Origin of the sequence: Mesorhizobium sp. WSM4884 (assembly GCF_029625675.1) — a bacterium.
In the GTDB taxonomy this organism is placed as follows: Bacteria; Pseudomonadota; Alphaproteobacteria; order Rhizobiales; family Rhizobiaceae; genus Mesorhizobium.
The window spans coordinates 196,784-217,561 of sequence record NZ_JARTVO010000007.1 but is presented as its reverse complement, the minus strand read 5'-3'; the positions used below and the strand labels follow the sequence as shown (position 1 = coordinate 217,561).

The window sequence follows — 20,778 nt, the reverse complement described above, 5'->3', positions numbered from 1 at the left end:
AGGCCCGCATATTTGTGCTCTACATTGTCCAGCAGCATACAGTGTCTTCGTCAACACGGAGATTTTGAAACTTGTTGCAAGCTTTCTGCTTGTTTGACCAGCAGACTACTCTTCAAGCCGAACCGGAGTTGCTGTATAAAGGGGGCGCGCTGGTTCACGCTGCGCCGCGTGAGCTTTAACGACGGCGGTGCGGCTCATTTCCGTGGTTGGGAGGCCCGCACCGCCGTCACACCAACCACGGTATACGATCATGTCCCCTCGCCTAGCCTATTCACGCCCGCAATCCGACGATGCCCGCAAAGCGCCTTATGACTACCAGCAGCAACGGGACATCATGCGCGGCATCCCACGCATGATGTCTCCTTACCTGACGGCTCCCCAAGAAAAGGTGTTGCACCACGTCTTCAGCCAGTCCGTCGACATGGGCCGGGAGTACCTCTTGACCTCTTATTACAGGCTTGAGCACGGCGACCCGGACGCCAAGACGAAGGGAACCGGCTACAGCAAGCGCCAGCTTCAGCGCATCGTCGGCGATCTCGAAGGGGGTCGCTTCATCGCGGTGAAACAAACCGGCAGGGGTTTGAAGATCACACCGAACCCCAACTGGACACCGGGGCCAGATGCACAGTTGCCAGCGGAAAAGCGCAAGCAAGCCGCGAAAAAGGCCGCCGACAACAGGCGAGAGAATAATCCCCCCAAGCCGATGCCCGTTTCGACGCTCTGGACACACCCTCATCAGAGAGTGGACACGGATGTCCACTCACGAGGCGACACTGATGTCCACTCTGAGTGGACACGGATGTCCACCACAAAAGAAGAACTAGAAAAAGAAGAAGCAAAAAAAGAGGAAACATATTACCGGTCACCTGTCGGCGACCGGGAGCCGGTTTTCTCTTTTTCTAATTCTCCTTCTGTTTCTGTCCGGGTGCGAGTCCGCCAACGTCCGGCGCTCTCCTCTACCCCGGCAAAGAAAGAGACCCCCCGAGTTCCGCCCGCCCCCCCTTTGACTGCCAGTGCATTAGAAAAGACCTATCGCGCCGCCTTCGAAACCGCCTATGGCGACCAACCCGGCGTGTTCGCCACGGCGTGGACCCGCGAACAACTCGGCATCATCAACGCGGCCATCGTCAAAAAATGGGACCAGCGCGACCCCGAAGGGTGCCACGATTACATCGAATGGGTCGTGATGAACTTCTCCCGGCTGCGTAGGCTGGTGTTTGGCTGGATGAAGCGCCCCGAAGCCCCTGTCGCCCCGGATTGCAAGTTCCTCGCCCGCTGGCACGGTGACCTCCTGAAGGCCTACCAGAAGCGCCGGCAGGAACAGGCCATTGAAGGCCTCGACAGCCACGAGGAACGAAAGCTCGCCCATCTGACGCGGGTGCAAGGCAAGTCCCGCGAAGAGGCGCTGATCGCCATCGCCGAGGACCGGGCTGCGCTGAAGCTGCGCGATGAAATCGAGAGGGGCAAGGCCGAGATAGCTGTCCAGCGCCGCGCCGCCGAGATCGCCCAGAAGAACGCGGAGCGTACAAGGGACCGCGCTATCCTACACCCGCGCTCGGATATTGCCCGTCGCATAGCCGATCTCGAAGCCCGCCTTGCGGCGGCTCAGGAGACCATCACCTCCGAACCTATAGACCTTGTGGCAGCGGTTGCCGAAGGCGAACGCCGCGCACGAGAGGAAAATCCTATGGAGGCCAAGGCACACTAGAGTGCTCCGGTCGCCCCCATCATCCGATAACCGGCTCTATCTTACCCGCCACTCGCTTTGCCAGCCTCGCCAGCGTGGACCGGGAGCATCCAGTTGCCGAGATGATGGTGCTCCAGCTTTGCCCGGTGGTGAGCATACTTTGGATCGCCTTGTTGCGTGTCTCGTCCTCGGGGCGACCCCGGTATTTGCCCTCGCTCTTGGCCTTTTCGATACCCTGCGCCTGCCTACGCCGGCGGTCCTCGTAATCTTTGCGGGCAATGGCTGCCAGCATGTCGAGGAGCATCGAGTTGATGGCCTCGAACATCCTTCCGGAAAAGTCGTCGGCATCTTTGACCATCATCATATGCGAGGTAGGCAAGTCGAGGGCGACAACTCGAACCTTTCGGTCGTAAATCTCACGCTTAAGCCGACCCCAATCCTCTGCATTCAGTCGGCTCAAGCGGTCGACTTGTTCGATCAGAAGAATATCACCCGGCTGACAGTCCGACAGCAACCGAAACAACTCAGGACGCGCCAATGACGCGCCGCTTTCATTCTCGACGTAGTTAGCCGCGATGGGCAGATCACGCTCCCTCGCGAACGCAAGTAAATCGCCCTTGGCACGGGTTGCGTCCTGCTCTTTGGTTGAGGCTCGGAGATAGGCGCGTACGAACATTATGAGACCCCAGTTCGATATGATTGGTCTCACATTGACCGGTACGATTAGAGTGGTCAAACGTTATTATCGAACCAGCCTACAAAGCGGTCCGCTAAAGGCATACCCAATTGGAAGCCCTTGCTCACTCGTAATGGAGCAGCCCCCCCGCGACGGTACATCATGCGCGGCATCACCGCATAGCATTCCACGCCCACAACCCGGCACGACCTAATGAGTTAGACGGGGGAAGACGACAGACTCACATGTTTTTGCACGTGTCAAGACTTGCGGCGAGAGATGCGAGAGGCAATTATCAAAGCACTGGGCTGGGGGAGTGTATTATGAGCAGTTTTGCTGAGAAACAGTTGCCACTGCGGCGGCTACGATTTGGAAATGTCGACGCTCGATACGAAGTCACGTCTCGCGATCCAAAGGACGAGGAGCACTTCCGCACTTCGTTTGTCGAACCGGCGGGTATGAACGTCGAAGAATTTATTGATGGGCATCGCTTTTTTGTGCACGGCGCGAAGGGTTCCGGGAAGACATCTTTATTGCGGTTTATCGAGCTTAAGGTCACCGATCAGAAGTCCCTCTCAAAGTTTATATCATTCGCAACTGAAATCTCCGACCCTGAGAGAGAGAAAATCTGTAGGATTTCGGGGATTGACGTCTACGAGCAAGATGGCGTCGAGGTTTCCAATAATAATGCTGTCGAAATGTGGATGATTTTCATCCTTCGACATCTGGGTCGCCTAATAGAAGAAAATAGGAGTAATTTCACGAGTCACAAGAGTATATCAGTTTTTTGCGAGTTGATGAAAAAGTTCTACGACGGGGAGGATAATAAAGGCCTTCTAAGATGGCTGTCTACCGCTCTAAAAACTGGGCGATACAAATTCAAGTCAAAGTACTTAGACGCTTCCCTGAAAGGTCCAGAGAAAGAAGAAGAGAGAGAGTACCCAGTCAGTTACGTAATAGAGCAGTCTTTTAGACTTTTGCGTGATCTTGGATGGGAGGGGATTGGCGGTCTATATGTTATTTTCGACGAACTAAATCTGTCATTTGCGTCCAAAGCTGCGCATAAGCGCGACATAATTCTTATACGCGACCTTATAATTGCTATAGATCGTTTGAATATGTTTTTTGTGTCCGAAAGGAAGCCAGTCTACATACTAGGGTCTGCTCGATCCGAGGTCCTCCATGCCCTCAACGCCCCAACTCATGAAATCAATAAAATCTTAGCCGATAGAGGGCGTGAGCTTCGTTGGTTTGCCAGTACCGCAGGAGCAGAATGGCCCATCATCAAACTTCTGGAAAGCAAGATAAAAGCCTCCGAGAAGCTCGCCGGCTTGAAACCTTCTGACGGTGTGATGGAGCGTTATTTCTATCGGGATATTATTGGATTTGGACCCCGCGATTTCGTGGTTGAGACTACTTGGTGCAACCCACGCGACATCGTCTCGCTTTTTGGGGAAGCGGCCGCCCACGCGCTTCCAAATGAAGCGGTCTTCGGTGGACCCGTCATTGCAAGAGTTATGGAGCAATATAGTACGGCTGCTTGGCGCGAAAAAGCCGAAGAACTAAGTGTCGAATATGCTCCACAGGAAATTCAGAGCATAAAAAAGATGCTTCTTAATTTCGCTCGCCATTTCAAACTATTGGCGTTTGAAAAGAATTGGCGAAACAAGGCTGAAAACGACCCTACGATGACGATGATGTTATCAAAATTCAAGCCATCAAAAATTATTGAAGATTTGTACCGGATTGGTGTTCTTGGGCAATCTTCGAAAGAGCCGACTGAACATGCCCAGTCATTCAATCAGCACTGGGCATACCGTGGAGACAACACGTTCGATATTTCGTCATGGCTTGTTGTTCACAAAGCACTTTGGCCCGAATTGAGACTCGGAAAGTTGCGGGCTGGCGTGGATGAACGCGGGTAAGGCAATCAGCCATAAGCCTAGCTATTGCAGTCCTCGGCCGCAGCAAAAGCCTGAAGCCTTGCTACTCCATGTCTGGAACGTCGCCGCCTACAAAGAGCGTCGTCAGTTCCCCATACTCGCCCATCGCCGGGTTCGCCTCCCTTGACCACGCGATGGCCCCCGCGTGCTTCTCCGCCAGAGCCTTTGCCGCCCTTATTGCGCGGTCTTCGCTCTGTTGCTCGGCTGGTCCGTAGACTGGCTGTAGGTCGCCGCTCTCATCGCGGTCGAAGGCGGTGACGACAATCAGCTTCGGGGTCTTCCGCTCGGGGGGGATGCTTTCAGTCCGCATGGCAATTACCCGATGGTAGCCGGTGTGTCGTCATAGCTGATCACCAAGAGCCCGGGATGCCTGTGAGAGAGGGCGAGAATTTGGTTCTCCAGTTCGCAATTGTAGGCCATGAGCGCCTTCACAGTCTCCAAGGGGCTCTCGTACTGGGCCAGCTTGACCGCCTCTGAATGCAGATCAGCTTTAGCTTCGGGGTCCAGATGGTAGGTGCCCATTTTCCGTTCCTCCTACCGGCTCGCCCGGCGAGGTGCCGAGACTGCGTCAAGGCGGTTCTGAAGGTGCCCATTGAGGACGATCATTTCCTTTAGCGCCTTCATCGTGTCACCCTTATGCAGGGCCACGAATTTGTCGGCGGTAGCTTGAAGGGCGGCCTCTTGGCGGCTGTCCAGCGTCACAATGTGGTCCATGGCGGTCACTCCAAACGCTTCATGCTTGCAGTGAACAAAAGAGGAACGAAATTGTCAAGGCCGAATTGACTCGGCGAGGAATGCGTTCCTATTTGTGAGCCATGCCGGAACCGAGCAGAAGAACGCGCCGCGTTGTGCAGACCCTATGCCGTGCGCACGAGGTCGGGCAGCTAATCCGCGTCCGGTGCGTCAACTGCAACATCACACGTCACTATTTGCCCGGCGATCTCGCCAAGCTGCTCGGGGACATTCCGTTCTGGGACGTTGAGCGGTACATGCGGTGTGAGCGCTGCCAGCGCCGCGAGTTTGATGTGGACATCCTGTTACCCAGCGCATCCCAAGGCATGAACATTCGCGTCCGGCGGCTTGTCGAGGTCCGCATGGTGCGCCGTGTGATCTGGAGGGATGACAGTTCCTAGAACAGTGAGCCCTGAGCCGGTCCCTGCTGTGGAAACTTGATTTGTGTGGCAGGCTTTTCGACAATCACAAGAGCATCGTCCGGTGCGGGGCGCTGCAATTGCTTCGCCTCCGACCACGGCGCATTCAGCCAGACTTCGGTCTCTTCTTGTGTGGTCAGGATCACGGGCATCGCCTTTTCGTGGATCGGCTTTATGAGCCCATTGGGGTCAGTGGTCAGGAAGCCGTAGACTTCGTGATCAGCCGGGCCGTCTTTGACTTTGCGGACCCCATGCCACGGCGTCCAGAGGCCCGCAAAGAAGAACAGCGGACAGTTCTGATCGAGCGCAAACCAGTAGTTCCGCTGAATACCCGTCTCGGGGTCCTTGTCACTCTCCTTAGGGCTCGGCTCCGCGAAGCTCGTTACCGGAACGACGCAACGATGCTCGACCCCGAGATATTGCTGCCAGTGAAAATAGTTGGTCTTGCGAATGTTAGTGGTGCCGTAATCGGCCTTGCCCTTCACGCGCTCAGAAGGCGTGGGCATCCCCCAAAGCAGCTTGGCCACCTCGCGCCGTCCGTCCGGCGCATTCCGGACCACCGGGCCGGGTTGGTTGGGATAGATGTCAACCGATGGCTCTAGGTTGCCTAGAATGTCCCGCAAGGCGCGAGTCCACTGGCGGATAGCCTCCTGCGATGTCGTGATGTTGTAGAGGTTGCACATGCAGCAAAAATTGCGGAATTGGCTCGTCTCTGCAACCGAACAATGCAGTAAGTTCACTGCGCGACAAGCAGGTTCGCCCGCGCGCCGCCTGATCGGCTTATCTGACTGAAGGGTCCACCCGAGCCGGGCCTAGGCCCTTCTGGCGCTTTTTCAGGTCGTCAGCGAGCACCCGCAAGTGCTTCTCGATCAGGCAGAGCGCGGCCAGCACACCGCAGACTACCGAGGCGACAGCGAAGCCGATGATCGCCCCGAAGATCGCTCCGGCGTTTGGCAGATATACATTCCCGAGGAACGCTCCGACCGCAATAATGATTAGCGCGATGAAGATGTTGATGGTGGACAGCATGTTTACGAGCGCTCGGCTCATTTCTCTTCCCCCTTCATTCTTTTACTGGACTGCTATAGTTCTGCCCGATCAACAGGACTATGGCAGGAGGGCGGCCTGCGCCAGCACTTCCCTGAATGTTCGACCGGCCGCGAACGCCTTGACGACACCAAGCAGGTTCCATTCCGGCCCATGAGCGCCCATTTTGACCGCGATTGAGGGGTAAGCATCGGCGAGCTTCCCCAAGGCGCGCGTCAACGCATCCTGCTCGACCGGGGACAGGTGCATCTCAAACATGCTCTTATAGAAGGCCTCCATGCTGGATGCATCGAAGGTCTTTTCCTCCGCAAGTGCGGGGCCGAGTAGAAGACAGAAAGCGACCAGAAAGTTTGCAACCCGTTTCAAATCTACCCCCCTTTAGATTAGCCGCTCGCCTTTAGGGGCCCGAACGACCTATCAGCGAGAAATATCCAATTTTTGGATAATCTGAATATCGGATTACCGGCGTGTTGATCACTGGTCAACCGTCCAATGCCGAAGTCAGTGCACTCCGAACGCCACAGGATGATTGCGGCGGCGCTGGCAAGTCACCGGCGGGCAAAAGGGCTGTCGCAGGCCGAGGTCGCCAAAGTTCTTGGCAGACATCAGCCATTCGTTGCAAATATCGAAAGCGGCGAGCGCCGGGTCGATCTCGTTGAACTCATGGATATCGCCAAGATCATCGATTTGGATGTGGTTGCGTTGGTGCGCAGTCTCCAAGACAGCGCGGAGTGACGCTGCCGCCAAGCGGCAACGTGCATGGGGTGAATTTCCCTGACCCTTGTGAGTTTTAGCAGGCACAAACTATTTGCCTACCGACCCGACGCTTGGCGACAGGGTTGTGGCGGGCCGTGCTAGCCCCGCTGGACGCCGGCAATATTGCCCGGAGGGAAAGGGGCCCTCCGGAAAACATCGACGATATGAGCCCCGTGCTGGGCGCGTAGCATTGCGGCCAAGTTAATCGGCCTCATAGCGAGTGCGCAAAACCATTCCTCGCCAGTCACGGCGTATCTTTCTACGATCCGGCTCCAAGGATCGGGTTGCCGGAACCGGCGATGCAAGGCCATGTGAATTGACCGGCAGATCGGAAGCGGCGACCACGGGGCATAATAGTCCTCGCAGTGCAACTGAAGGTTTTCCGTAGAACCCGAGATTAAGCATCGCTCCGGCTTCGCCAACAAGCCACTGGCGATGAAGTGATGTATGAGTTGCCAGCCGCGAACGCGCTCCTCGTGGGTGAAGCCGTTGTAGATTGGCATCCGTGGCCACTTCCATTCCGGCAGGCCAGTGGGTTCGAAGAGGCTCATAGATTTTGCAACCAGTTTCAAAAAGTACCGATGTTACGATGGACTGACCTCATCGCTCGTGTAGAGATGCGACAAGTCCAAACCGGGATATGCAACCGCCTTGATCGCGGTCGCCAATGTGCTTGGACGCAATCCCTTGCCGTAGTCGTCTTCAGTGTTTCCCGTGGTCCAGCCGCCTAACGCTCGAACCTTTTCAATCGAGATATCGGCTTCGCGCAACGCGTCGCGGTAGTTGTGCCGGAACGAGTGGAAGACCTTCTTCGGATCAGTGATGCCGACTTTATCGAGGAACCGAGCGAAGAACTTGGAGAAAGGATCGGAGCGATAGCCTGTCGTGCCGAGAGGAAGTTCCGCGAACAGAGAGGCGTCTGGCTCGCGCTTCAATCTTTGGTCGGCGACGAAGGTGAGCAGGCCCATACGCTTGAGTTCGGGATGAACGGGAACAAACCGATGACCGGCAGCGGTCTTAACGCGTTTGGTTTCCCCGTCCTCTGACCCCCGAATTAGGATGATGTCTGTGTCGTCTTGGACTTCAAAATCATCGAGCGTCAGTTGGCAAACTTCGTTTAGCCGCATCCCCGTGTAGAGGGCCATCAGCGGTGCCCAGAAGCGCCCCCTCCGCACGATCTTCGTGCCTTCGACGTTGTAACCCGCTTCATCGTCCTTGCAGCCTGTGTAGAGCGGCGCTGAGAAGATTGCTTTGAGGTCTTCATTCGAGAACGGCAGCCGCTTGTCCTTAGCGCGGATTTTTATCTTGGCCTGAATGAGGAGACCTTCCGAAGGGTCTTTAGCCAGCCACTCTTCGCGAACGGCAGCGCGGAAAAGCGTACCTAATGTGCGTAGATAATCGTTTGCCGTCTCGGTAGCCAGAACAGGTAGTTTCTTCTCGGCAGCCATCTGCGCAGCTTCGAAAATAGTCGCGTTGGGAAAGTGCTTGGTAGCATTGCTCGGCAGCTTTTGCAGAAGGTCGATAAATTCCCGAACGCGAGGCCGGCCGATCTCGGTGATGTCCGTGTCAGCGCCGAAGAACTCGGTGATCGCTTGCCATTGCGCAGTTCGCTTAAGCGCAGTCTTCTTGCTCATCGGACTCCGCGTCGTATCGGACCGGACATGAGCAATCAGCCGCTTGACGGTGATCTTTGCAACGGGTTGCAATTTCGTCGATGCGTTCAAACCTGCCAACTGCGGGTCGGTTGGCAAAGCTACCGCAGGGAAACTGCGCGCTATCTCTCGCCGAGCCGCTTCAATCAATCCTTGCCTGATGTAGCCGTCGAGACGCATCCAGCCATCCGAACCGGGCTCCAGTTTGAGACCCGCTGTCGCAACAACCTGCTCAGCTTCCCGAAAGGAAGCGATAGCCAAATTTCCAGCGTCCGAAAGGTCGGCAAGATCGCGCTCGGCATCCTCAAGGGAGGCCCACCGGTCGGACTTTTCGACATTTCGTTTTTCGAAGTCCACAAACCACTGGGTAAATAGCTGCCACGTCTCCCGCTCTGACAATTCCGTCACGGTAACAGGGGATAGCCGGCGGCGAAGAGTTTCCCACTCTGCATCGATCTTCACGCGCTCGATACGACCGCGTAGCTGTGCTTCTCGATAGTCAGAGGTTTTGAGCGATTTTTTTATTTCCACTTTCCCCACGTATGGCCGTAGGGCATCCGGGACACGCAACCGAAGCCAGTAGACATTACCGCGAAGCTGGAGATGTGACGCTCGCCGAGGCACGGAATTTCCTGCGTTGTGGACCACCTATGTGGACCACATTGCCTGCGCATATCCTTGAAATCAAAGGTTCTTTAGGGAAATCAACACCCTAAAGAGTGACTGGTGGAGCCAATCGGAATCGAACCGACGACCTCTTGAATGCCATTCAAGCGCTCTCCCAACTGAGCTATGGCCCCACTCCCGGCAGTCAGCCGGCGCCGTTTCCGGCGAAGAGATCAGGCGCGGCTGGGAACCGCGCCGTCGTTTAGTGCTGGCGGCTTCTAGCGCCGCCTTCGGTCAAGATCAAGCCTGGAAAGGCCGCTTTTTCGTCACAGGCCAAAATGGCCGGCAAACGATCAAAATCAGACCTCGTCCTCGTCGTCGCCGACGCCGATCATGTCGGAGACGTCGTCGTCCTCTTCCTCCTCGTCGGCAAGGAAGGTATCGTCGTCATCGTCGCCGAGATCGACATCGTCCTCGTCGTCGCCAAGATCGGGCAGATCGTCGCCGCCGCCCTTGGTCTCTTCGTCCACGTCCTCCAGCGAGACGATTTCGGCGCCTTCCTCCTCCTCGGCGTCGATTTCCTTTTCGGCGACGTCCTCATCCTCCTCGATGGCGGAGATCTTGCCCTCATCGAAATAGGAGCGCGGATAGCTCTTGCCGGTATAGGGCGAGACGATCGGGTCCTTGTTCAGGTCGTAGAATTTCCGCCCCGTTTCGGGGTCGACACGCTTTGTGCCAAGTTCAGGTTTTGCCACGGCAAGCCTCGTCAAAAAAAGAATGGTCCCCTTAACCGCAGTTTTCCGTGCTGTCAAAGCCAAAAGACATGTCCCGAAAACCCGCTTTTCAAGGGCCCGCACGAGGGGATGACCATTGCCGCGCGCCGTGATACGAGACCGCCGCAAACATGACGAATTGAGCCGGCCAGCCGGCATTTTCATTTGGAAGACACGAATGTCTCACGCTGCCGCCCCGAAGCCGGCCACGGCCCGCAAATCTCCTGCCCTTGCCGGCACTGCGCGAGTGCCGGGCGACAAGTCGATCTCGCACCGCTCCTTCATGTTCGGCGGCCTCGCCTCCGGCGAGACGCGCATCACCGGCCTGCTCGAGGGCGAAGACGTGATGCGCACGGGTGCTGCCATGAAGGCGATGGGCGCGCATATCGAAAAGAAGGGCGCCGAATGGGTGATCCGCGGTACCGGCAACGGCGCGCTGCTTCAACCCGAAGGCCAGCTCGACTTCGGCAATGCCGGCACCGGCTCGCGGCTCACCATGGGCCTGGTCGGCACCTATGACATGGAGACGACCTTCATCGGCGACGCCTCGCTCTCCGGCCGGCCGATGGGCCGGGTGCTGGAGCCGCTGCGCCAGATGGGCGTGCAGGTGCTGAAGGCGGCGCCAGGCGATCGCATGCCGATCACGCTGCGCGGCCCCAAGCACGCCGCACCCATCACCTATCGCGTGCCGATGGCGTCGGCCCAGGTGAAATCGGCGGTGCTGCTTGCCGGCCTCAACACGCCCGGCATCACCACCGTGATCGAGCCCGTGATGACGCGCGACCACACTGAAAAGATGCTCAAGGGCTTCGGCGCCAATCTCACCGTCGAGACCGACGAGCGCGGCGTGCGCCACATCTTCATCGAAGGCCAGGGCAAGCTGACCGGGCAGACCATCGCGGTGCCCGGCGATCCGTCCTCGGCCGGCTTCCCGCTGGTGGCCGCGCTCATCGTGCCGGGTTCGGATATCGTGATCGAAAACGTGCTGATGAACCCGACCCGCACCGGCCTGCTTCTCACATTGCAGGAGATGGGCGGCCGGATCGACATCCTCAATCCGCGCAATGCCGGCGGCGAGGACGTCGCGGACCTGCGCGTGCGCTCTTCCGAGCTCAAGGGCGTCGTGGTGCCGCCGGAGCGCGCGCCGTCGATGATCGACGAATATCCGGTGCTGGCTGTCGCCGCGAGCTTCGCGGAAGGCGAGACGCTGATGCAGGGGCTGGAGGAGTTGCGGGTCAAGGAATCCGACCGGCTGGCGGCGGTTGCCAATGGGCTCAAGCTCAACGGCGTCGACTGCACCGAAGGCGAGGCTTCGCTCGCCGTGCGGGGCAAGCCGGGCGGCAAGGGGCTGGGCGCCTACCCCAATGGGCCGGACACGGCGGTGAAGACGCATCTCGACCATCGCATCGCCATGAGTTTTCTGGTGATGGGGCTGGCGACGGAAAAGCCGGTGACCATCGACGACGCCAACATGATCGCGACGAGCTTTCCGGAATTCATGGGATTGATGAAGCGACTGGGCGCGGAGATCGAGTGAGGGTGATGGCAATCGCAAACTTTGGAGATTGGCACCCAACATCCTTCCCGTCGTCATCCTGGGGCGGAGCAAGGAGCGAAGCGACGCGGCGCAGACCCCAGGATCCATGCCGTGACGCCAACGCGCTGCAACGGTGCAGAATTCTGGCTCGCAGCATTCTTTGGCTAATGTCACGGTATGGATCCCAGGGTCTCCGCTTCGCTCCGCCCTGGGATGACGAAAGGGTGAGGCTTTGTCGCCACGCCAACGAAGCGATGGCCCACCAATGACCCACACCTTCACCATCGCCATCGACGGCCCCGCAGGCGCGGGCAAGGGCACGCTGGCCCGCCGGCTGGCCGACCACTATCGGCTGAACCTGCTCGACACCGGCCTCACCTATCGCGCGGTGGCGCATAAGCTGCTCGAACTCGGCCTGCCGCTCGACAATGTCTCGGCGGCGGAAACCGCGGCGCGGCAGGTCGACCTTTCGAATCTCGACCGCACGGTGCTTTCGGCGCATGCGGTGGGCGAGGCGGCCTCGAAGGTCGCGGTCATCCCCACCGTTCGGCGCATCCTGGTCGACAAGCAGCGCGAGTTCGCCAAGGCGCCGCCGGGCGCGGTGCTCGACGGTCGCGACATCGGCACCGTCGTGTGCCCGGACGCCGACATCAAGCTCTATGTGACGGCGAGCGCCGAGGTGCGGGCGCAGCGCCGGCTGGCCGAGATCGAGAGCATGGGCGGCAGCGCCGATTTCGCCACGATCCTCGCCGACATCGAGCGCCGCGACGAGCGCGACATGGGCCGCGCCGACTCGCCGCTCAAGCCCGCCGCCGACGCGCACTTGCTTGATACCAGCGAAATGGCTATAGAGGCCGCGTTTCTGGCGGCGATGGCGATCGTTGACGGCGTCCTTGCCAAGAGAAACAAGGCCTGATCCGGGTTTTCGATTGCCGTCGGCGCCGAAAATACCCATATCGGGCACGAACCAGCCTGCCAGCATTCTTCATGCGCCGGACTTGCCGCTCGAAAAGCGGCCAAGGGCTTTTCAGCCCGGAACGCCGGCAGGCTCTCGCAACGCTAACCCACGGCGCCCGCTCCGCTCGTCATGCGGAGCACTCCAGGAGAAACAATGTCAGCTGCAAATCCCACTCGCGATGATTTCGCGAGCATGCTCGAAGAATCATTCACCGCCGGCCATTCCGGCGAGGGCCAGGTTGTCCGGGGCACGATCACCGCGATCGAAAAGGACATGGCCATCATCGATGTCGGCCTCAAGGTCGAAGGCCGCGTGCCGCTGAAGGAATTCGGCGCCAAGGGCAAGGACTCCTCGCTCAAGGTCGGCGACACCGTCGAAGTCTATGTCGAGCGCATCGAAAACGCGCTTGGCGAAGCCATGCTATCGCGCGAGAAGGCTCGCCGCGAGGAGAGCTGGGTCCGCCTCGAAGAGAAGTTCACCAAGGGCGAGCGCGTCGAAGGCGTCATCTTCAACCAGGTCAAGGGCGGCTTCACCGTCGACCTCGACGGCGCCGTGGCGTTCCTGCCACGCAGCCAGGTCGACATCCGTCCGATCCGCGACGTCTCGCCGCTGATGCACAACCCGCAGCCCTTCGAGATCCTCAAGATGGATCGCCGCCGCGGCAACATCGTGGTGTCGCGCCGTACCGTGCTCGAGGAGAGCCGCGCCGAACAGCGTTCGGAGATCGTGCAGAACCTCGAGGAAGGCCAGGTTGTCGAAGGCGTGGTCAAGAACATCACCGACTACGGTGCGTTCGTCGACCTCGGCGGCATCGACGGCCTGCTGCATGTCACCGACATGGCATGGCGCCGCGTCAACCATCCGACCGAGATCCTCAACATCGGCCAGACGGTCAAGGTGCAGATCATCCGCATCAACCAGGAAACCCACCGCATCTCGCTCGGCATGAAGCAGCTCGAGTCGGATCCGTGGTCGGATATCGGCACCAAGTTCCCGATCGGCAAGAAGATCAAGGGCACCGTCACCAACATCACCGACTACGGCGCGTTCGTCGAACTGGAGCCGGGCATCGAGGGCCTCATCCACGTTTCGGAAATGTCGTGGACGAAGAAGAACGTGCACCCTGGCAAGATCCTGTCGACGACGCAGGAAGTCGACGTGGTGGTGCTCGAAGTCGATCCGGCCAAGCGCCGCATCTCGCTCGGTCTCAAGCAGACGCTGGAGAACCCGTGGGAAGCCTTCGCGCGCAACCATCCGGTCGGCAGCCAGGTCGAGGGCGAGGTCAAGAACAAGACCGAGTTCGGCCTGTTCATCGGCCTGGAAGGCGATGTGGACGGCATGGTGCACCTCTCCGACCTCGACTGGACCCGTCCGGGCGAGCAGGTCATCGAAGAGTACAATCGCGGCGACATGGTCAAGGCGCAGGTGCTCGACGTCGACATCGAGAAGGAGCGCATCTCGCTCGGCATCAAGCAACTGGCCCGCGACACGGTCGGCGAGGCGGCGAGCAGCGGTGAACTGCGCAAGAACGCCGTCGTCACCTGCGAGGTCATCGCGGTGAAGGATGGCGGTCTGGAAGTGCGGCTGGTCGACAGCGGCCTTGAGACCTTCATCAAGCGCTCCGACCTTTCGCGCGACCGCGACGAGCAGCGCCCCGAGCGCTTCACCGTCGGCCAGAAGGTCGACGCCCGCGTCATCGCCTTCGACAAGAAGACCCGCAAGCTGCAGGTCTCGATCAAGGCGCTGGAAATCGCCGAGGAGAAGGAAGCGGTCGCCCAGTACGGCTCGACCGACTCCGGCGCCTCGCTGGGCGACATCCTGGGCGCGGCGCTGAAGAAGCAGGGCAACTAAGCCGCTTCATCGGCACTGAAAACGAAAACCCCGCCGGAGCGATCCGGCGGGGTTTTTCATTGCACGTTGATCCGTGAGGTCAGGCCCGGCCGTAAAGCGGCACCAGCGTGCCGCTCATCGCCTGGTTGGCGGGCGAGGCGAGATAAGCGATCGCTTCGGCGGCTGCCTCCAGGCTGACCCATTTGGTGAAATCGGCGTCGGGCATGTCGGCGCGGTTGGCCGGCGTGTCGAGCGTCGAGGGCGCCACGGCGTTGACGAGGATGCCCTTGTGCTTCAGCTCCTCGGCCATGGCCTGCGTCATCGCGGCAACCGCCGCCTTGCTGGCGGCATAGGCGACCATGCCGGCTCCACGCCTGGGATCGAGCCCGGCGCGCGCGGTGACGTTGACGATGCGCCCCGCGGTGCCCGACATCAGCATCGAGCGCACCGCGGCGCGGCCGCAAAGGAAGGCGGTGCGGGCGTTGGTGTCCATCATCTCGGCGAAAGACGCCGATTCGATCTTTTCCACCGGCGCCATGGTGAACCCGCCGGCGAGGTGGATCGAAGCCCAAAGCTCCGGAACCTGGTGGTAGAAGGCCTCGACCTTGGCGGAGTCCGAGAGGTCGACATTGTGCGCCAGGCGGACGCTGGCGTGGGCCGCATAAGGAAAGTGCGGCGGAGCGGCGGCATGGGCATTGGGCACATGGCAAATCGCTCCCTGCTCCAGCAACCTGCCGACAACCGCGCCGCCGAGCGCCCCAGTGCCGCCCGTCACCACGACATGCCTGCCGTTAAGCGTTTCCGTCATATTTCGACTGCTCCTGTCGTATTTTTATGGTTATGCCGCCCCAGCGTCGAACGTCGCGCCTTTCGCGCTGTCACTCAATTGAAATATCGACATGGCTGCGTCCCTTCTTTGCATGCGTCGGGTCGCCGCGTGTGACGTCACGCCGCTGCGTTCCGGCTGGATGGAAGGCTGCCAAGGTCTTCAGTCGATGGTGATTTCGATGACGCGCGGCTTGCCCGCCGCTCGCGCGCGCTTCAGCGCCTCGGCGAGGCCGCCGACCCCGGTCAGCCGCTCGGCTTCAATGCCATAGGCCCCGGCGAGCTTGCAGAAATCCGGCGGCGCCGGCGACACGCCGACCGGCTCGACGCCGACATCGAGCATCGAAGTCTCGATCTCGCGATAACCGCGATTGTTCCAGACGACGAAGATCACCGACGTCCCGGCATCGAGCGCCGCGCCCAGCTCCGGCAAGGTGAACTGGAAGCCGCCGTCGCCGGTAAGACACACGACCGGCGCCTCGGGCACGGCAAGGGCGGCGCCGATCGCCGCTGGGGGGCCGTAGCCCAGCGCGCCGAACCCCGTCGCCGCATTGAACCAGCCGGACGGACGGTCGTGGTCGTAATAGAGGTTGGCGGCATAAATCGGCTGCGTGGAGTCGCCGACGATGATCGCGCCGGGCAGCGCGTCGCGGATCGTCTCCACCGCTCGTACCTGCGCCAGATAGTCCGGCTTCAGCTCGGCAAGCGCCGCCGCTCTCGCCGCTGCGGCGCGGGCCTGGCCGTCCTTCGCCGCGACATTGGCCGGCCCAAGTTCGGTCAGCAGCGCGCCAAGCGCCTCGGCGCAATCGGCCTGGATTCCAACCGCCACCGGGCGACGGGCGATCTGGTCGGCGCCGATGTCGATGCGGATGAGGTTCGGCGGCAGCACGAAGCCGCCGTCGCCATAACCGTCATAGTCGGTCGGGCCGAATTCGGTGCCCGCGGCGATCACCAGATCGGCATCGGCCATCAACGCGCGCACTGCCCTCAGACTCGGGCTTGCCGGCACGCAGAGCGGATGACGGTGCAGCAGGCCGCGCGCATTGGCCGTTTCGACCACCGGCGCACCGAGGGTTTCGGCGAAGCGCCTTAGCGCCGCATCGGCCTTCTTGGCGCCACCCCCGGCGAGAATGAGCGGCCGGCGGGATGCCTGGATCAATTTCGCAGCCTCGACGATCGCCGCCGCTGCCGGAGCAGGTGGCGCGGCGTTGCTGAGCACCGGCGCGAGCCCCTCGGCGGGCTTCACCATGACGTCGGTCGGGATCTCGATATGGACCGGACCCGGACGCGAGGAGGAGAAAACGGCGAAGGCACGCGCGAGCGCGCCGGGCAGTTGCGCGGCCTCGGTGACGCGCTCGGAGAACAGCGCCACCTTCTCCATCATGCCGCGCTGGTCGGGCAGTTCGTGCAGGAAGCCCAGTCCCTTGCCGAGCGTATCGGTGGCATTGACGCCGGAGATCACCAGCATCGGCACCGAATCGGCGCGCGCCTGGCCCATGGCGGTGATGGTGTTGGTGAGGCCAGGCCCGGTGATGACGAAGGCCACGCCCGGCCGCCCGCGGGCGCGCGCATAGCCGTCGGCCATGAAGCCGGCGCCCTGCTCGTGGCGCGGCGTGACGTGGTGGATCTTCGAGCGCGCCAGGCCGCGATAGAGCTCGACCGTATGCACGCCCGGAATGCCGAAGACGGTGTCGACACCATGCGCCTCGAGCAAGGTGATCAGCGCTTCGCCGACAGTTGTCATTGCTCTTCTCCCTTTAGGCGGATCACCGTTTAGCGGAAACAGTGATCAGCTCTATCTCTTTGTTTCTTACGCAATTCCGGACGGAAAACCGCTTCTCACTTTTCCTGGAATTGCTCTAGCGGCGCGAGGCCGAGTTCGGCCTCGACAGCCTTGATGCCGATCGCCGCCAATTCGCCGGGCGAGAACATCTCGCCGGCCAGGCAGCCTTCGATCCAGAGCCCGTCGATGATCGCATTGATCGCGATGGCATGGCGGCGCAGTTGGCTTGCATCCGGCTTGCGCCATTCGGCGGCGAGCACTTCGGCCACGACCGCTTCCACCGCGTTGCGAAAGCCGAGATAGCCTTCCCAATGGGCGCGGGCGAGTGTCGGATCCGCGCCGGCACGGCCAATGAAGGTCGCCCAGAGCGAAAACACCCGCTGGTCGATGATCGGCGCGTTGAGATTGGCTGTGACGAAGGCCGCAAGACGCTGGCGCGGCGAGGCGTCTTCCATGATCAATGCCGCTTTCGCCTGCTCGGTCATGCGGCCGATCAGTGCGGCATAGGCTTCCTGCAGCAATTCTTCCTTGCCGGGGAAATAGTGGCGGATCAGCCCGGCGGTGACGCCGGCACGCAAGGCGATGGTGCGCAAGGTGGCGCCCTGCAGGCCATGTTCCGCCACGCAGTCCAGAGTCGCTTCGATCAGATCCTGCCGCCGCCGCTCCTCGCCCTCGCGACGGAACTTACGGCGCGCATTCATCGGCGCAGGATCGGCCGCGTCAGGCATGTCGGCCCGCCCTCGCAGGCGATGCAGAGCGCATCCGCATCGAATACCTCGACCGTGCAGCCGGCGGCTTCCATCGCGGCTTTGGTCTTGGGAAAGCCCGCAACGGCAATGACCTTGCGAGGGCTGGTCGGCAGCACGTTCAAGCTGAGGCCGTTGGAAGCGGCGAACTCTTCGGCGTCGCCTTCGACCAGACGGATGCCCCGCGCCTTCAGCATCTGGTAGAACGGGGCCGGCAAAAGCGGTGAATAGACCAGCGCGAGGTCGTCGGCCAGCGGGCTGATCACCGACATCAGATGCAGGCACGCCTCTTCGCCCTGCCATAGCGGCAGATCGAAGCCGTAGACGGAAATGCCCAGCGGTGTCAGCAGGTTGGAAACCTGCTGGATGCCATGCTGGTTGGAACGGACACCGCGGCCGATCGCCAGCGTGCGGGCATCCACCCACACGCAATCACCGCCTTCGACTTGGCCTGGAGCCTCGACGCGGCCGAGGATCGGAATGCCCAGCCTTCTATAGGTTTCCTCATGCAGGGAGGGCTCGCCGGCGCGCAATGGCTTGCCCATGGACAGGATCAGCGCGCCGTGGTCGGTCATCAGCGACGGGTCGTGCGTAAACACCGAATCCGAAAGGCCGTCGGCTTCGTCCTCGATCCATTCGATCTCGGCGCCGGAAGCCGCCACCAGTTCCGCAAGGGCGGCGTGCTGCAATGCTGCTTTCGCCGGGTTGAATCCCGGGCCATAGTGCCATTGAGCTCTGTCGGCGTCGCGCATGGCGTTGGCCGCCGACCGCATCAGTACGCGCCGCAGCGGCGCCGCCATGGACTGTGATCCGAAAGCGCTCATCGATGCCCTTTTTTGGCTGAAAAAAATCGAAAAAATTTCATGAGAGGCTATTTATACACTTGCACAACAAGGCCGCAAGTGCCGTAATGGGCGGGATTGACGGGCTCGCGCGGTTGGGTCCATGCTGAAATCCGAAGCGGGACAGTACAGCGTATGTTGATTAGCCGGATGGACGTTCGACGAACTGCCGTCGCCCATATAGAGGTCACCCGGTGAGCGCGGTGGAAGCCGCCACAGTCCCATCCGGCGAGGCGCAAAGCGGCGCCGCCGAAGCCATCCATGTCGAGAACCTGCACAAGAAGTTCGGCCAGCTGCATGTGCTGAAGGGCGTCTCGCTGTCGGCGCGCGACGGCGAGGTCATCGCCATCATCGGCGGCTCGGGTTCCGGCAAGTCGACGCTGCTGCGCTGCATCAACTGCCTGGAAAACCCAACCAGCGGCATCATCCGCGTCAACGGCGAGGAGATCAAGCTGAAGGCCGACAGCCACGGCCATACGGTTCCCGCCGACCGTAAGCAGATCGAGCGAATCCGCTCCCGGCTCGGCATGGTGTTCCAGAACTTCAACCTGTGGAGCCACATGACGCTGATCGAGAACGTCATCGAGGTTCCCGTGCACGTGCTCGGCGTCAAGCGCGACGAGGCGATCGCCCAGGCCGAGAAGCTGCTTGCCCGCGTCGGGCTGGCGGAAAAACGCGACGTCTATCCGGCGTTCCTGTCGGGCGGCCAGCAGCAGCGCGCGGCGATCGCCCGGGCGCTGGCGATCAATCCGCGCGTCATGCTGTTCGACGAGCCGACCTCGGCGCTCGATCCGGAGCTGGTCGGCGAGGTGCTGAAGGTGATCGGCGACCTGGCGCGCGAGGGGCGCACTATGGTGCTGGTGACGCATGAAATGAAGTTTGCCCGCGAGGTCGCGACGCATGTCGTCTACCTCTACAACGGGCTGGTCGAGGAGGAGGGCCCGCCAGAACAGCTGTTCGGCGCGCCCAAATCCGAAAGGCTCAAACAATTCCTCCGCAACGTCGGCTAAGGCCGGCGTCAAGCGGAGCGAAAAACCGGGAACAACAACAAACTGGGAGTCCTGAAATGAAGACTGTTCTCAAGACATTCGCAGCGGCGCTGCTCTTCGGCGTCGCCGCGATGGGCGCGGCCAAAGCCGATCAGGTCAAGATCGGCGTCGCCGCCGAGCCCTATCCCCCCTTCACCTCGCCGGATGCGACGGGCAAGTGGGTCGGCTGGGAAATCGACTTCATCGACGCCGTCTGCGCCGAGGAGAAGCTCGACTGCGTCATCACGCCCGTTGCCTGGGACGGCATCATTCCGGCGCTGACCACCAAGAAGATCGACCTCATCGTCTCCTCGATGTCGATCACCGACGAACGCAAGAAGACGATCGACTTCTCGGATAAGTATTACAACACGCCGACGGCGATCATCGGGCCGAAGGACCAGAAGTTCGGCGCCACGCCAGACGATCTCAAGGGCAAGACCATCGGCGTCCAGGTGTCGACCGTGCATGCCGTCTACGCCAAGAAGCACTTCACCGGAGCGCAGGAGATCAAGGAATACCAGACGCAGGACGAAGCCAACAACGATCTGGCGGCCGGCCGTCTCGACGCGGTGCAGGCCGACTCCATCGCGCTCGGCGAATTCCTCAAGACCGATCAGGGCAAGGCCTGCTGCGACCTCAAGGGCATGGTCGCTCCGGACGACGAGGTGCTGGGACCGGGCGTCGGCGCCGGCGTGCGCAAGGAAGACACCGCGCTCAAGGAAAAGATCAACGCCGGCATCAAGGCGATCCGTGCCAACGGCAAGTATGACGAGATCTCGAAGAAGTACTTCGATTTCGACATCTACGGCGGCGCGCCGCAGTCGAACTGACCTCTCGAGCGAGCCAAGGGGCATGGCCAGCGCCATGCCCCTAGCCCAAACCTTGCCACGCATGCCTGCCGCTGAACGTTGCCGTCGGTGGCTGCCAGCAATTCG

General features: G+C 60.7%; 21 protein-coding genes and 1 tRNA gene. 8 read left to right on the top strand and 14 right to left on the bottom strand.

The features are described from left to right. Positions 1 to 250 precede the first annotated feature (250 nt). Positions 251 to 1,708 carry a hypothetical protein gene (locus P9236_RS13905; protein ID WP_278075194.1) on the top strand — a complete coding sequence of 486 codons (1,458 nt, stop codon included), beginning with the start codon at positions 251 to 253 and terminating at the stop codon, positions 1,706 to 1,708. Positions 1,709 to 1,727: 19 nt separating this feature from the next. Here the strand turns inward: P9236_RS13905 and P9236_RS13900 are convergent, their stop codons facing one another. Next, complete coding sequence (locus tag P9236_RS13900; RefSeq protein WP_278075193.1) at positions 1,728 to 2,363, bottom strand: recombinase family protein; 636 nt, start codon at positions 2,361 to 2,363, stop codon at positions 1,728 to 1,730. 323 nt (positions 2,364 to 2,686) lie between these two features. Between P9236_RS13900 and P9236_RS13895 the strand changes: the two genes are divergently transcribed. Then, positions 2,687 to 4,288 carry a hypothetical protein gene (locus tag P9236_RS13895; protein WP_278075192.1) on the top strand — a complete coding sequence of 534 codons (1,602 nt, stop codon included), beginning with the start codon at positions 2,687 to 2,689 and terminating at the stop codon, positions 4,286 to 4,288. 61 nt (positions 4,289 to 4,349) lie between these two features. Here P9236_RS13895 and P9236_RS13890 read toward each other — a convergent pair whose 3' ends face one another. From P9236_RS13890 to P9236_RS13865, 6 genes are all read right to left on the bottom strand, one after another. Beyond that, positions 4,350 to 4,616 (bottom strand): hypothetical protein, encoded by a 267-nt coding sequence (locus P9236_RS13890; RefSeq protein WP_278075191.1) that lies wholly within the window; start codon positions 4,614 to 4,616, stop codon positions 4,350 to 4,352. A 5-nt stretch (positions 4,617 to 4,621) separates the two neighbouring features. Further along, complete coding sequence (locus tag P9236_RS13885; RefSeq protein ID WP_278075190.1) at positions 4,622 to 4,828, bottom strand: hypothetical protein; 207 nt, start codon at positions 4,826 to 4,828, stop codon at positions 4,622 to 4,624. Between the two features lie 12 nt (positions 4,829 to 4,840). Then, positions 4,841 to 5,020, bottom strand: coding sequence for a hypothetical protein (locus P9236_RS13880; RefSeq protein ID WP_278075189.1), 180 nt, complete (start codon positions 5,018 to 5,020; stop codon positions 4,841 to 4,843). A 415-nt stretch (positions 5,021 to 5,435) separates the two neighbouring features. Further along, on the bottom strand, positions 5,436 to 6,140 hold the full coding sequence (locus tag P9236_RS13875; protein WP_278075188.1) for an SOS response-associated peptidase: 705 nt from the start codon (positions 6,138 to 6,140) through the stop codon (positions 5,436 to 5,438). Positions 6,141 to 6,237: 97 nt separating this feature from the next. Beyond that, positions 6,238 to 6,507, bottom strand: coding sequence for a hypothetical protein (locus P9236_RS13870; RefSeq protein WP_278075187.1), 270 nt, complete (start codon positions 6,505 to 6,507; stop codon positions 6,238 to 6,240). A gap of 57 nt (positions 6,508 to 6,564) precedes the next feature. Continuing rightward, positions 6,565 to 6,870, bottom strand: coding sequence for a hypothetical protein (locus P9236_RS13865; RefSeq protein WP_278075186.1), 306 nt, complete (start codon positions 6,868 to 6,870; stop codon positions 6,565 to 6,567). Positions 6,871 to 6,996: 126 nt separating this feature from the next. Between P9236_RS13865 and P9236_RS13860 the strand changes: the two genes are divergently transcribed. After that, positions 6,997 to 7,239, top strand: a complete 243-nt coding sequence (locus P9236_RS13860) for a helix-turn-helix transcriptional regulator (RefSeq protein WP_278075185.1) — start codon at positions 6,997 to 6,999, stop codon at positions 7,237 to 7,239. A gap of 605 nt (positions 7,240 to 7,844) precedes the next feature. On the opposite strand, the gene P9236_RS13855 is transcribed toward P9236_RS13860, so the two are convergent. The 3 genes from P9236_RS13855 to P9236_RS13845 form a co-directional block, all read right to left on the bottom strand. Beyond that, entirely contained in the window at positions 7,845 to 9,536 is a 1,692-nt protein-coding gene (locus tag P9236_RS13855; RefSeq protein ID WP_347405187.1) for a site-specific integrase, read from the bottom strand. A 100-nt stretch (positions 9,537 to 9,636) separates the two neighbouring features. Beyond that, a tRNA-Ala gene (locus P9236_RS13850) sits at positions 9,637 to 9,712 on the bottom strand. A 165-nt stretch (positions 9,713 to 9,877) separates the two neighbouring features. Further along, positions 9,878 to 10,273, bottom strand: coding sequence for a TIGR02300 family protein (locus P9236_RS13845; RefSeq protein ID WP_278075183.1), 396 nt, complete (start codon positions 10,271 to 10,273; stop codon positions 9,878 to 9,880). 196 nt (positions 10,274 to 10,469) lie between these two features. Between P9236_RS13845 and aroA the strand changes: the two genes are divergently transcribed. The 3 genes from aroA to rpsA all read left to right on the top strand — a co-directional run bounded on the left by aroA (position 10,470) and on the right by rpsA (position 14,637). Beyond that, positions 10,470 to 11,828 carry a 3-phosphoshikimate 1-carboxyvinyltransferase gene (gene aroA, locus P9236_RS13840; RefSeq protein ID WP_278075182.1) on the top strand — a complete coding sequence of 453 codons (1,359 nt, stop codon included), beginning with the start codon at positions 10,470 to 10,472 and terminating at the stop codon, positions 11,826 to 11,828. Between the two features lie 265 nt (positions 11,829 to 12,093). Continuing rightward, complete coding sequence (gene cmk, locus P9236_RS13835) at positions 12,094 to 12,744, top strand: (d)CMP kinase (RefSeq protein ID WP_278075181.1); 651 nt, start codon at positions 12,094 to 12,096, stop codon at positions 12,742 to 12,744. A gap of 195 nt (positions 12,745 to 12,939) precedes the next feature. Further along, positions 12,940 to 14,637, top strand: a complete 1,698-nt coding sequence (rpsA, locus tag P9236_RS13830) for a 30S ribosomal protein S1 (protein ID WP_127861798.1) — start codon at positions 12,940 to 12,942, stop codon at positions 14,635 to 14,637. A 79-nt stretch (positions 14,638 to 14,716) separates the two neighbouring features. Here rpsA and P9236_RS13825 read toward each other — a convergent pair whose 3' ends face one another. The 4 genes from P9236_RS13825 to P9236_RS13810 all read right to left on the bottom strand — a co-directional run bounded on the left by P9236_RS13825 (position 14,717) and on the right by P9236_RS13810 (position 18,794). After that, positions 14,717 to 15,424, bottom strand: a complete 708-nt coding sequence (locus P9236_RS13825; protein ID WP_278075180.1) for an SDR family NAD(P)-dependent oxidoreductase — start codon at positions 15,422 to 15,424, stop codon at positions 14,717 to 14,719. A 180-nt stretch (positions 15,425 to 15,604) separates the two neighbouring features. Then, positions 15,605 to 17,185, bottom strand: coding sequence for a 5-guanidino-2-oxopentanoate decarboxylase (locus P9236_RS13820; RefSeq protein ID WP_278075179.1), 1,581 nt, complete (start codon positions 17,183 to 17,185; stop codon positions 15,605 to 15,607). A 95-nt stretch (positions 17,186 to 17,280) separates the two neighbouring features. Then, on the bottom strand, positions 17,281 to 17,952 hold the full coding sequence (locus P9236_RS13815; RefSeq protein ID WP_278075178.1) for a TetR family transcriptional regulator C-terminal domain-containing protein: 672 nt from the start codon (positions 17,950 to 17,952) through the stop codon (positions 17,281 to 17,283). Beyond that, on the bottom strand, positions 17,922 to 18,794 hold the full coding sequence (locus tag P9236_RS13810; RefSeq protein ID WP_278075177.1) for a dimethylarginine dimethylaminohydrolase family protein: 873 nt from the start codon (positions 18,792 to 18,794) through the stop codon (positions 17,922 to 17,924). Before P9236_RS13810 ends, P9236_RS13815 begins: the two co-directional genes overlap by 31 nt. Before the next feature lie 212 nt (positions 18,795 to 19,006). On the opposite strand from P9236_RS13810, the gene P9236_RS13805 reads away from it, so the two are divergent. Together P9236_RS13805 and P9236_RS13800 are read left to right on the top strand one after the other, a co-directional pair. Continuing rightward, the gene (locus P9236_RS13805; protein ID WP_278075176.1) at positions 19,007 to 19,822 is read left to right on the top strand and encodes an ABC transporter ATP-binding protein; all 816 of its coding nucleotides are present in this window, start codon (positions 19,007 to 19,009) and stop codon (positions 19,820 to 19,822) included. Positions 19,823 to 19,878: 56 nt separating this feature from the next. After that, the gene (locus P9236_RS13800; RefSeq protein WP_278075175.1) at positions 19,879 to 20,673 is read left to right on the top strand and encodes a transporter substrate-binding domain-containing protein; all 795 of its coding nucleotides are present in this window, start codon (positions 19,879 to 19,881) and stop codon (positions 20,671 to 20,673) included. Positions 20,674 to 20,778 lie beyond the last annotated feature (105 nt).

Excerpts from the sequence above, each read along its gene's own strand:
- P9236_RS13810 (WP_278075177.1), bottom strand. The coding sequence starts at position 18,794 with ATGAGCGCTTTCGGATCACAGTCCATGGCGGCGCCGCTGCGGCGCGTA.
- rpsA (WP_127861798.1), top strand. The coding sequence starts at position 12,940 with ATGTCAGCTGCAAATCCCACTCGCGATGATTTCGCGAGCATGCTCGAA.
- aroA (WP_278075182.1), top strand. The coding sequence starts at position 10,470 with ATGTCTCACGCTGCCGCCCCGAAGCCGGCCACGGCCCGCAAATCTCCT.
- P9236_RS13820 (WP_278075179.1), bottom strand. The coding sequence starts at position 17,185 with ATGACAACTGTCGGCGAAGCGCTGATCACCTTGCTCGAGGCGCATGGT.
- P9236_RS13815 (WP_278075178.1), bottom strand. The coding sequence starts at position 17,952 with ATGCCTGACGCGGCCGATCCTGCGCCGATGAATGCGCGCCGTAAGTTC.
- P9236_RS13890 (WP_278075191.1), bottom strand. The coding sequence starts at position 4,616 with ATGCGGACTGAAAGCATCCCCCCCGAGCGGAAGACCCCGAAGCTGATT.
- P9236_RS13800 (WP_278075175.1), top strand. The coding sequence starts at position 19,879 with ATGAAGACTGTTCTCAAGACATTCGCAGCGGCGCTGCTCTTCGGCGTC.
- P9236_RS13900 (WP_278075193.1), bottom strand. The coding sequence starts at position 2,363 with ATGTTCGTACGCGCCTATCTCCGAGCCTCAACCAAAGAGCAGGACGCA.
- P9236_RS13870 (WP_278075187.1), bottom strand. The coding sequence starts at position 6,507 with ATGAGCCGAGCGCTCGTAAACATGCTGTCCACCATCAACATCTTCATC.
- cmk (WP_278075181.1), top strand. The coding sequence starts at position 12,094 with ATGACCCACACCTTCACCATCGCCATCGACGGCCCCGCAGGCGCGGGC.
- P9236_RS13880 (WP_278075189.1), bottom strand. The coding sequence starts at position 5,020 with ATGGACCACATTGTGACGCTGGACAGCCGCCAAGAGGCCGCCCTTCAA.
- P9236_RS13860 (WP_278075185.1), top strand. The coding sequence starts at position 6,997 with ATGCCGAAGTCAGTGCACTCCGAACGCCACAGGATGATTGCGGCGGCG.
- P9236_RS13895 (WP_278075192.1), top strand. The coding sequence starts at position 2,687 with ATGAGCAGTTTTGCTGAGAAACAGTTGCCACTGCGGCGGCTACGATTT.
- P9236_RS13885 (WP_278075190.1), bottom strand. The coding sequence starts at position 4,828 with ATGGGCACCTACCATCTGGACCCCGAAGCTAAAGCTGATCTGCATTCA.
- P9236_RS13825 (WP_278075180.1), bottom strand. The coding sequence starts at position 15,424 with ATGACGGAAACGCTTAACGGCAGGCATGTCGTGGTGACGGGCGGCACT.
- P9236_RS13905 (WP_278075194.1), top strand. The coding sequence starts at position 251 with ATGTCCCCTCGCCTAGCCTATTCACGCCCGCAATCCGACGATGCCCGC.
- P9236_RS13875 (WP_278075188.1), bottom strand. The coding sequence starts at position 6,140 with ATGTGCAACCTCTACAACATCACGACATCGCAGGAGGCTATCCGCCAG.